A 10,657-nucleotide genomic window follows, 5' to 3' on the forward strand; every position below is an offset into this window, starting at 1 on the left:
TGGGAAGGTAGGCAATCCTCCCAAGCCGGGAAAAAATGAGCCTGTCAAAGCTGATCCTCCTGTGCAGGATCAGTCCGCCCCGGCCAAGGCGGAGGCTCCCGTGGTAGAAGGTGCGTCCAAAGTGGTAACGCCCCCTGTAGTGGAGCAACCAGCTCCAGCGGGTAAGGAGGCTCCCAAAGACAAGGACGCTCCTGCTCCGTCTAAGGAGGGTTCGCCGCAGCCGGGTAAGGACGAGAAGCAGACCACGATCCCCGGCATGGGAGATCCCGCCCCCGCTGGGAAAGTAGTGGATTTTACCGCTGCCAGGGATGGGGCGGCAAAGGGCAAGCCCCCGGAAAAGGCTGCGGCCCCGGACAAGGGCAAGCAGACGGATAAAGCGAAGGATGCGGCCAGGCCCCGCAGAGGCCGCCCACCCAAGGCTGACAAGGCGGTCCCCGACAAGGCCAAGCCGCAACCTCGGGACAAAATGTCCCAAAGCAAACCTCCTGCCGGGAAAGGCGCTCCCGCCACGGCGGAGGCCCCGGCTGCAACCGAACAGCCGCCCGCCCCTCGGAATGCTGCCCGTGGCGTGAAAGAGGAGATTGTCTATCTCAATCTTTCCGAGCTGCACCCGTTCAAAAATCATCCCTTTGGCGTCCGGGACGATGCGGAAATGCAGGGACTGGTGGAGTCGGTCAAGGCTGCTGGTGTCAATCAGCCTGCACTGGTACGGCCCCGTGAGGGCGGCGGATATGAGATCATCGCCGGACACCGCCGCCAGCGGGCCAGCGAATTGGCCGGGTTTGTCAATATGCCCTGTATCGTCCGCAACATGACCGATGACGAGGCCATCCTCGCCATGACGGACGATAACCTGCGGCACCGGGAGAGAATTTTGCCCACGGAAAAGGCCGCTGCGCTGAAACAGCAGGTGGAGGCCATCAAGCACCAAGGAGCCCGACCCGGCGAGGATGATCGGGACGCAGGAAAACGCTCCACGCAGATCGTCGGGGATCGCAACGGCATGAACTACAAACAGGTGCAGCGGTATATCCGCCTGACCGAGCTTGTCCCTGATCTGCAAAAGATGGTGGACGAGAAGCAACTTTCCTTTACCCCCGCCGTGGAGATTTCTTTCATCCGCCCCAAGCACCAGAAGTATATTGCCGTTGCCATTGAGGGGCAGGCGTCCTCTCCGTCCCTTTCCCAAGCCCAGAAGATGCGGGAGCTGGATAAGGAGGGCAAGTTGAACGGCGATGTGATCGACGGCATTTTGAGTGAACAGAAAAAGGAGGTTGACAAGGTGATCATCAACAGCGCCGAACTGGAAAAGTATTTTGGCAAGGACAAGACGCCCCGGGAGATGAAAGACACCATTCTGGCCCTGCTGGACGAGTGGAAGGAGAAGCAGCCCCCGGAGCTGGGCAAGTCCGAAAAGAAAAAGGATATGGAGAAGTAACCGACCTTGGGACAATTTGTCCCGAGGTCTTTTTCGTTTCCTCTTTCAGGCTCTTTGGATTTATCCCCCGTCGCCGCCTATTACACGGCATGGCCGGGCGCTGTCCGTCAAGGGTGCATGGCACCGCCGCCCTGCGGCGGCTTGCCCTTTACGGGCGGCCCCGGCTGTGCCATTTCCGGGGCGTGACGGGGGTATATCCTCCAGAGCCGCCCCCTTTCCCATGAATGGGAAAGGGCGGGGGGATAGGGTTGAACACCATGAAACGGAGGTTTTCTATGAAAAGACCCCTTGCCTATATTACCGCCGCATGGTGCGGCGAGGACTACAAAAACACGGAACAGGCGGCCCGGTACTGCCGAGCGGTGTACGAGGCGGGCTTTTCGCCCATCTGCCCCACGCTGTATCTGCCCTTGTTCCTCAACGACGCCGTTCCCGAGGAGCATAAGAGCGGCATCGACATGAGCCGAGACCTGCTGCGGCGCTCCCATGTGCTGGTGGTGTGCGGCCAGACCGTCACCGAGGCTATGAAGAACGACATCGCCGTGGCCCAGCGGCTGGGGATCACCGCCACAACGCTGGAGGGCATCCTCACCGTCAAAGGACAGGGGCGGTGCTGATGCCCGCCCTGTTTGAAGCCTATGTTACCAACTTGGGAAAGTACAACGAAGGTGAGCTGGTAGGCGAATATCTGAAATTCCCCACGACACCCGAGGAGGTGCAAGCCCTCTTGAAGCGCATCGGCATTGACGGGGTGCGGTATGAGGAAATCTTCATCACCGACTTTGACGGGGATGTGCTGGGGCTGTACGACCACTTGGGTGAATATGAGAACATCGACGAGCTTAATCATCTGGCCTGCGTGATCTCCGAGCTGGATCAAGGCGATCTGGAGAAGTTTGAAGCGGTCATTGACAGCGGCGAATACACCGGCAGCGTGAAAGAGCTGATCAATCTGGCGCAAAATCTGGATTGCTTCGAGTTTTATCCAGGCGTGACAGATGATGAAACGCTGGGGCGCATCTATGTAGAGGACATGGAGGCTATTGATGTGCCGGAGCACCTGCTCAATTATTTCGATTACGAGGCATACGGGCGGGATATTAGGCTTAATGAGGATGGGCACTACGCCCCCGGCGGATATGTGCTGAACAATGGCGGCAGCTTCATTGAACACTACCACGGGCGGGAGGACATTCCCGACGAGCACAAGGTTTTCTCCATGCCCAAGCTCAACATCCGGGAGCAGATGGCCGCCTACAAGGAGGTCATAGACCGTTCCTCGCTGGAGGGAGAACGGCTGCACCCGAGGAAGGAGGTGCCGGAGCGATAACAACACTTCGGGACAATTTGTCCCAAACATGGGGTGCCCCACAAAGTCGCATGACTTTGTGGGGAGAGGAGGAACAACGAAGCGGACGGATTTCGGGCGGCAACGCCCGAAGGAGCAGAGCGGAGTTTGTGACGACAAGGGGGTGGTTTGACTGGTAGATGAAGATATTTCCCGGCGCACGATTGCTGTTTCTGTAAAGACATCCAAGCTGACCGCCCGTGGCCTTGCCTATGTGCTGCGGGCCATTGGCCGGAAAATCGCCAAGCACCACCGGGCCAAGCAGACCCCTCATGGCAAACAGAGCGTGAAAAAGCTCATGGGCCACGGCACATCGGCATCCAGCATTGAGCTGTCCGGCGATACCAAGCTGTTTGACCGGGTGGCTCGAAAATGGAATGTGGATTACGCCTTTTATAAAACCGGGCCGGACAAATATCTGCTGTTCTTCAAGGCTGGGCAGGCCGACGCCATGACCGCCTGTTTCTCGGAATACTCCCGGAAGGTGCTGAACAAGTCCAAGTCCCGACGCATCCCCATCCGGGATCAGCTCAAACGGGCGGCGGATCAGCTTGCCCAGGATCGGCCCCGCCCGAAGGAACGGGTGCAGGAGGTGTCCCATGCCGATAGATAAAATCCGAAAATACATTCTTCCCAACATTCCCTATCTGTTTATCGGCTGGACCTGCCTAAAGCTGGGGACGGCCTACCGTCTGGCGGCGGGGGCCGGATTTGGAGAAAAGCTGCTGGGGCTGGGCCGGAGCATCGGCCCGGTCTTTGCTGACTTTGCGCCGGGGCTTGATCCCTTTGACTGGTTGGTGGGCCTTGTGGGAGCGGTGGCGTTTCGCCTGCTGATCTACTTCAAAAGCAAGAACGCAAAGAAGTACAGGCGGGACGAGGAATACGGCTCCGCCCGATGGGGAACGGAAAAGGACATCAAGCCCTTTGTCGATCCCAAGTTTGAAAACAATATCATTCTCACCGGGACGGAGCTGCTCACCATCAACACCCGTCCAAAAAACCCGGCCAACGCCCGCAACCTCAACGCCTGTGTAATCGGATCGTCTGGCTCCGGCAAAACCCGCTTCTGGCTCACGCCCCAGCTGCTTCAAGCCCATTCCTCGTATGTCTGCGTCGATCCGAAAGGGGGCGTCCTCGGGCAAGTAGGCCACTTTCTCCAGCAGCGGGGGTATAAGATCAAGGTATTCAACAGCATAGATTTTTCAAAGTCCATGCACTATAATCCGCTGGCCTACATCAAGAACGAGGCGGACATCTTGAAGTTTGTAAACGCCCTGATCTCCAACACCAAGGGCGAGGGCAAAGAGAGTGATCCGTTCTGGACGAAGGCCGAAACGCTTTTATATTGCGCCCTGCTGGGGTACATCATTTTTGAGGGCTCCGAGGAGGAGCGCAACATGAACACGCTGGTTGACATGATCTCCGGCATGGAAGTAAAGGAGGATGACGAGAATTTTCTGAACGCTGTAGATTATATGTTCAAGGGGCTGGAACAGCGCAAACCGGATTGCTTTGCGGTCAAGCAGTACAAAAAGTACAAGTTGGCAAGCGGCAAGACAGCTAAGAGCATACTTATTAGCTGCGGTTCCCGGCTGGCTCCCTTTGATATTCCCCAGCTTCGGGAGATCATGTCCTATGACGAGCTGGAGCTTGACCGCATGGGCGACAGGCGCACAGCTACTTTCTTCTGTATCAGCGATACCGACAGCACCTACAATTTTCTGGTGGCGCTGGCCTTTTCGCAGATGTTCAATCTGCTCTGTGAACGGGCGGACAATGTTCACGGGGGCCGCCTGCCCCATCATGTGCGGGTGCTGTGGGACGAGGCGGCCAACACGGGACAGGTGCCAAACCTTGAAAAGCTGGTGGCGGTGATCCGCTCCCGTGAAGTAAGTCTGACCCTCTTTTATCAGCAGTTGGCCCAATGCAAGGCCATCTATGACAAGAACGCCGAAACCATCCTCGGTAACATGGACAGCGTGATTTTTCTCGGCGGGCGGGAAAGTTCCACCATTAAGGAAATTTCTGAAAGCTGGCTGGGCAAGGCTACGATCTCCATGCAGACGGATGGCCGGACACGGGGGCAGTCAGAAAGTTACAGCCAGAACAACCAGCGGTTGGGCCGGGAGCTGATGACCCCCAGCGAACTTGCCACCATGCCCGGCGACAGGTGCATCTTGCAGCTCCGGGGCCTACCCCCGTTCTATTCCAAGAAATACGATTTGAAGCAGCACCCCAACTACAAGTACACGGCAGAGGCTGACAAGCAGAAAAACGCCTTTTCCCTCGACAAGCTCATCAACCGCCGCAGGCGGCCCGGACTGGCCGAGGAATGTGAGGTGTACGAGGCGACCGTGCCGGACGAGGCGCTCACAGACGAGGACGAGGACATCCTCAACTATGACGATCTCGATGACCCGGACGCCTTTGTATAAATAGCACTTCGGGACAAATTGTCCCAAGGTGCGGCAAGCGCCGCCTGTATGGGCGGCTTTTTTCGTGTCCGGGTATTCCCCGGAGAAATGGAGGCTATATGCAGTTCTTTTCTTCTGCCATCGACACTTTGCAGACCCTCGTTGTGGCCCTTGGCGCTGGCCTTGGCGTGTGGGGCGTGGTGAATTTGCTGGAGGGCTACGGCTCGGACAACCCCGCGGCAAATGCTCATGTACGGTAAGGAAGCAAGCAACCGAAAACAAGAGATAGACCGCCAGCACTACACTATTCCGAACCAAAGACCAAAAGATAAGCATTGTGGGAAAATCTAAACTTTTGGATTTTCCTACAATGCCAACTACGGCGGAATCCCTCCCACTCCTTATATCTTTCTGTATACATTGAATTTGTATTTAGTAAAATGCAGACAACACCACGGATCGGCTTTTGGTTGGACAATTCCAACCAAACACCACAGCAGACAGCAGAAAACATTCTGAACGCTAGGAAGCCGGTATGATTGTTACATATAAGGGGAAGAAAAATTTCTTTTAGGTACTTGCTTTCCTAAAACTGATGTGATACAATGATTTAATCCAGAAAAGGAGTAAAAAATATGCGGCAAGGTATTCTTAAATAAAACTATAATCAAATAGTGGGAACAAAGGATTATGATAGCTCCTTTTGTAGGGGCTTAGTTTTTTGTACCCAATTTAAGAATACTTTTGCCTTATCAATTTTGACATATCCCCAAAAACAGCAATCACAAACAGGTGTATGCTGTATATGTGTATGTCCGCAACTTATAATCCCCAGTGGTAAAAGTATTTTACTGCTGGGGATTTTTATGCCCTTTGGGGCTGTAAAGGGAGGACAATCACATGAAAATAATCAATATTGGAATTCTTGCCCATGTAGACGCTGGAAAGACGACCTTGACGGAGAGCCTGCTATATGCCAGCGGAGCCATTTCAGAACCGGGGAGCGTCGAAAAAGGGACAACGAGGACGGACACCATGTTTTTGGAGCGGCAGCGTGGGATTACCATTCAAGCGGCAGTCACTTCCTTCCAGTGGCACAGATGTAAAGTTAACATTGTGGATACGCCCGGCCACATGGATTTTTTGGCGGAGGTGTACCGCTCTTTGGCTGTTTTAGATGGGGCCATCTTGGTGATCTCCGCTAAAGATGGCGTGCAGGCCCAGACCCGTATTCTGTTCCATGCCCTGCGGAAAATGAACATTCCCACCGTTATCTTTATCAACAAGATCGACCAGGCTGGCGTTGATTTGCAGAGCGTGGTTCAGTCTGTTCGGGATAAGCTCTCCGCCGATATTATCATCAAGCAGACGGTGTCGCTGTCCCCGGAAATAGTCCTGGAGGAAAATACCGACATAGAAGCATGGGATGCGGTCATCGAAAATAACGATGAATTATTGGAAAAGTATATCGCAGGAGAACCAATCAGCCGGGAAAAACTTGCGCGGGAGGAACAGCAGCGGGTTCAAGACGCCTCCCTGTTCCCAGTCTATCATGGCAGCGCCAAAAATGGCCTTGGCATTCAACCGTTGATGGATGCGGTGACAGGGCTGTTCCAACCGATTGGGGAACAGGGGGGCGCCGCCCTATGCGGCAGCGTTTTCAAGGTTGAGTACACCGATTGCGGCCAGCGGCGTGTCTATCTACGGTTATACAGCGGAACGCTGCGCCTGCGGGATACGGTGGCCCTGGCCGGGAGAGAAAAGCTGAAAATCACAGAGATGCGTATTCCATCCAAAGGGGAAATTGTTCGGACAGACACCGCTTATCAGGGTGAAATTGTTATCCTTCCCAGCGACAGCGTGAGGTTAAACGATGTATTAGGGGACCAAACCCGGCTCCCTCGTAAAAGGTGGCGCGAGGACCCCCTCCCCATGCTGCGGACGACGATTGCGCCGAAAACGGCAGCGCAAAGAGAACGGCTGCTGGACGCTCTTACGCAACTTGCGGATACTGACCCGCTTTTGCGTTGCGAAGTGGATTCCATCACCCATGAGATCATTCTTTCTTTTTTGGGCCGGGTGCAGTTGGAGGTTGTTTCCGCTTTGCTGTCGGAAAAATACAAGCTTGAAACAGTGGTAAAGGAACCCTCCGTCATTTATATGGAGCGGCCGCTCAAAGCAGCCAGCCACACCATCCATATCGAGGTGCCGCCCAACCCGTTTTGGGCATCCATAGGACTGTCTGTTACACCACTCTCGCTTGGCTCCGGTGTACAATACGAGAGCCGGGTTTCGCTGGGATACTTGAACCAGAGTTTTCAAAACGCTGTCAGGGATGGTATCCGTTACGGGCTGGAGCAGGGCTTGTTCGGCTGGAACGTAACGGACTGTAAGATTTGCTTTGAATACGGGCTTTATTACAGTCCGGTCAGCACGCCGGCGGACTTCCGCTCATTGGCCCCGATTGTATTGGAACAGGCATTGAAGGAATCGGGGACGCAGCTGCTGGAACCTTATCTCTCCTTCATCCTCTATGCGCCCCAGGAATACCTTTCCAGGGCTTATCATGATGCACCGAAATACTGTGCCACCATCGAAACGGCCCAGGTAAAAAAGGATGAAGTTGTCTTTACTGGCGAGATTCCCGCCCGCTGTATACAGGCATACCGTACTGATCTGGCCTTTTACACCAACGGGCGGAGCGTATGCCTTACAGAGCTGAAAGGATATCAGGCCGCTGTCGGTCAGCCGGTCATCCAGCCCCGCCGTCCAAACAGCCGCCTGGACAAGGTGCGCCATATGTTTCAGAAGGTAATGTAAAGATACATAATCGTCAAGACGGCAACAATCAGAAGTTATGGAGGGTAACAATGGAATATAGTAAGGAAGATTTAATGGAAGCAAAAAAGCAAATTTGGGGAGTGGGAGAGAACATGGGAACAGAGGAAAGTAAAAAAATCTGGGAGGAGAACGCACAATTTTGGGATAATGCAATGGGTGACGAATCTAATGAATTTCACAGAGAGGTAGTGCGTCCCAAAGTAACGGAACTTCTATCTCCTAATCCTGCGGATTACATTTTGGATATTGCGTGTGGCAATGGAAATTATTCTTCGTATCTTGCACAAAGAGGCGCTTCGGTTGTCGCTTTTGATTACAGCAAAAAAATGATAGAATTGGCTAAAAGACGGCAATCACAATATGCAAAACAAATTGAATTTTGTGTGGCGGATGCGACCGATAGAAAAAGTATATTAGAATTAAAAAGAAATCGAGCCTTTACGAAAGCAGTTTCTAATATGGCAATTATGGATATTACGGATATTGAACCACTTCTTATGGCTGTTTATGAACTGTTGCAGGAAAGCGGAATTTTTGTCTTTGCAACGCAACACCCTTGTTTTGTCACGTTGACTGAAAAATATATGACACCGCACAGTTACTATGATATAGCGATTGAAGGGCAACCGAAAGAGCAGATTTATTATCATCGTTCCATACAAGATATTTTTAACCTTTGTTTTAGAGCTGGATTTGTCATTGATGGATTTTATGAAGAATGTTTTAAAACCAACAAAGAAATTCCTATGGTAATGATAGTAAGGCTTAAGAAGGTAAAACGTGATAGCTTAAAATAAATTCAAGTTTGTCGGGTAAATAGCAAACCCAGCCGAGCCAGTCAACGGTCAAGATGAACGGCGCATATGCGCAGCCGTTGACAGCCCCGCCCGCCTTTGCTGGTAGGCAATCAAGGGGCGACAGCAAGAAGTGCCACCGCCCCGCACTATTATTCAGAAAGGGGAATTTCCATGACCGACCAGATAGCCTATCAAGAATATATCCAGCGCAGGTACAACGCCTTTTGCAAGACTGTTATCCGCTGTGCCGCCTTGGACAAGATTTTGAAGCTTAAACGGCAATGGGAACGGCAAGTTTCCCTTGACTATCTGATGAACGAGAAGTTTGTCCAGTTTGCCGCGTCGGAGCCGGACGAGGAATACCCATTTACCGTCTGCGGTCAGACCGTCCTGCTCTGCAACGCCGCCCTTGCCGACGCGATCTCTGTTTTGCCGGAGCAGACGCGGGAAGAAATCCTGCGCTATTACTTTCTGCGCCAGCCGCAGCGCGTGATCGGCGCGTGTATTGGCCGGTCACGCAGCACAGCGGGGCGGCATATCCAGCTTGCCTTGCAGCGGCTACGCGAAGAAATGGGGGTGAGCCGGTATGAGTAGACTTCTCCCCTATGAAACAATCCTCAAAGCCCGTGAGGGCGACCCAGAAGCCGTGAACGCTGTCCTGCTCCACTACGCCGGATATATCCGCTATTTCTCAAAAGTGAACGGGCAGGTCAACGCCGAGGTGGAGGACTATGTAAAGCAGCGGTTAATTGACTGTCAATTCAAGTTCCGGCTTGACGAACCACCGGACAAGTCATAAAAACTGAATACCAGCCGCCACCGACGCGGCCAGCGAAAGCAGTAAGTCTTGAAAAAGATTTACTGCTTTTTTTGTTGTCCGGCTCCGCTCCCGGCCATTTTGCCCCCTGCCGGTTGTAGTAGTAAGCGAGGAGGGAATTTTTCTGCCCTGGTGTTTGGCATTTGGAGCATTTACCCGTAGTAGAGGGCAAAGAGAAAGGATTTCTCCAACACCGGGTAGAAACCACTGCGTCCGGTGTCATTTTAGCGAAAGCGGGCAGGAATGCCCTTTACAGGATTAGTAGTAGCAGAAAAAGAGAAACAAACTTTTGTGGTTGCAGTTTTCCAAAAAAGTGGCGGACGGAAGTGAGAGAAAGTTTGCAGTCACGGAGAGCAAGTTTCTACCACGGTGCCAAAATCCGCAATTCTGCAGTTTTGCCCCTCGCGGGAAACTTGTTGGGGAGTGCCTTCCCCAAACCCTGCTCATGCGCCCTTACGGGCGAGAAAGGAGGTCACACCATGCGAAAGAAATACAACACGCCCCACCGCAGCCGCGTTGTGAAAACCCGGCTGTCCGAAGATGAGTATGCCGACTTCACAGCGCGGCTTGCGCCCTATGGTATCAGCCAGTCCGAATTTCTCCGGCAGGCGATACGGCGGGCGACCATACGCCCGGTTGTCCATGTGTCGTCGGTCAATGACGAGTTGCTTTCCGCTGTCGGGAAGCTGACAGCCGAGTACGGCAGGATCGGCGGCAACCTCAATCAGATTGCCCGGTATCTGAACGAATACGGCGTACCCTACAACACCCTTTCCGGCGAGGTACGCGCCGCCATATCCGACCTTGCCGTCCTCAAGTATGAAGTCCTCAAGAAAGTAGGTGACGCGGTTGGCAACACTCAAGCATATCAACTCTAAAAACGCCGACTACGGAGCCGCCGAGCAATATCTTCTCTTTGAGCATGACGAGTTTACCATGAAGCCCGTCCTTGATGAAACCGGCAGGCTTATCCCCCGCGAGGACTACCGGCTGTCCACGCTG

At 53.5% G+C, this 10,657-nt stretch carries 10 protein-coding genes and 2 pseudogenes; all 12 read left to right on the forward strand.

Annotated features, from left to right (window positions below; all coding sequences use genetic code 11):
* Window positions 1-61: 61 nt before the first annotated feature.
* The gene (locus AC3YUO_RS12735) at window positions 62-1,438 is read left to right on the forward strand and encodes a ParB/RepB/Spo0J family partition protein (RefSeq protein WP_489963399.1); all 1,377 of its coding nucleotides are present in this window, start codon (window positions 62-64) and stop codon (window positions 1,436-1,438) included.
* Between the two features lie 275 nt (window positions 1,439-1,713).
* Entirely contained in the window at window positions 1,714-2,055 is a 342-nt protein-coding gene (locus tag AC3YUO_RS12740) for a DUF7768 domain-containing protein (RefSeq protein WP_489963400.1), read from the forward strand.
* Entirely contained in the window at window positions 2,055-2,768 is a 714-nt protein-coding gene (locus tag AC3YUO_RS12745; RefSeq protein WP_489963401.1) for an antirestriction protein ArdA, read from the forward strand. Before AC3YUO_RS12740 ends, AC3YUO_RS12745 begins: the two co-directional genes overlap by 1 nt.
* A 208-nt stretch (window positions 2,769-2,976) precedes the next feature.
* Window positions 2,977-3,399 (forward strand): PcfB family protein, encoded by a 423-nt coding sequence (locus AC3YUO_RS12750; protein WP_489963403.1) that lies wholly within the window; start codon window positions 2,977-2,979, stop codon window positions 3,397-3,399.
* The gene (locus AC3YUO_RS12755) at window positions 3,386-5,221 is read left to right on the forward strand and encodes a VirD4-like conjugal transfer protein, CD1115 family (RefSeq protein ID WP_489963402.1); all 1,836 of its coding nucleotides are present in this window, start codon (window positions 3,386-3,388) and stop codon (window positions 5,219-5,221) included. Before AC3YUO_RS12750 ends, AC3YUO_RS12755 begins: the two co-directional genes overlap by 14 nt.
* 98 nt (window positions 5,222-5,319) lie before the next feature.
* Window positions 5,320-5,448: pseudogene (locus tag AC3YUO_RS12760) on the forward strand (Maff2 family mobile element protein); the annotation flags it as partial.
* Between the two features lie 652 nt (window positions 5,449-6,100).
* Window positions 6,101-8,020: a tetracycline resistance ribosomal protection protein Tet(W) gene (tet(W), locus tag AC3YUO_RS12765; RefSeq protein WP_002586627.1), complete on the forward strand. Its 1,920-nt coding sequence runs from the start codon at window positions 6,101-6,103 to the stop codon at window positions 8,018-8,020.
* Window positions 8,021-8,070: 50 nt separating this feature from the next.
* On the forward strand, window positions 8,071-8,838 hold the full coding sequence (locus tag AC3YUO_RS12770) for a class I SAM-dependent methyltransferase (RefSeq protein WP_002586626.1): 768 nt from the start codon (window positions 8,071-8,073) through the stop codon (window positions 8,836-8,838).
* Window positions 8,839-9,009: 171 nt separating this feature from the next.
* Window positions 9,010-9,432, forward strand: a complete 423-nt coding sequence (locus AC3YUO_RS12775; protein ID WP_002586616.1) for a sigma-70 RNA polymerase sigma factor region 4 domain-containing protein — start codon at window positions 9,010-9,012, stop codon at window positions 9,430-9,432.
* On the forward strand, window positions 9,425-9,637 hold the full coding sequence (locus tag AC3YUO_RS12780; protein ID WP_002586615.1) for a helix-turn-helix domain-containing protein: 213 nt from the start codon (window positions 9,425-9,427) through the stop codon (window positions 9,635-9,637). The genes AC3YUO_RS12775 and AC3YUO_RS12780 overlap by 8 nt, the downstream gene beginning before the upstream one ends.
* Window positions 9,638-10,134: 497 nt before the next feature.
* On the forward strand, window positions 10,135-10,533 hold the full coding sequence (locus AC3YUO_RS12785) for a plasmid mobilization protein (protein ID WP_002596229.1): 399 nt from the start codon (window positions 10,135-10,137) through the stop codon (window positions 10,531-10,533).
* Window positions 10,505-10,657 (forward strand): annotated as a pseudogene (locus AC3YUO_RS12790) (relaxase/mobilization nuclease domain-containing protein); the annotation flags it as partial. The gene AC3YUO_RS12785 and the pseudogene AC3YUO_RS12790, both read left to right, overlap by 29 nt.

Source organism: Pseudoflavonifractor sp. HNCC25GI2 (assembly GCF_058136395.1).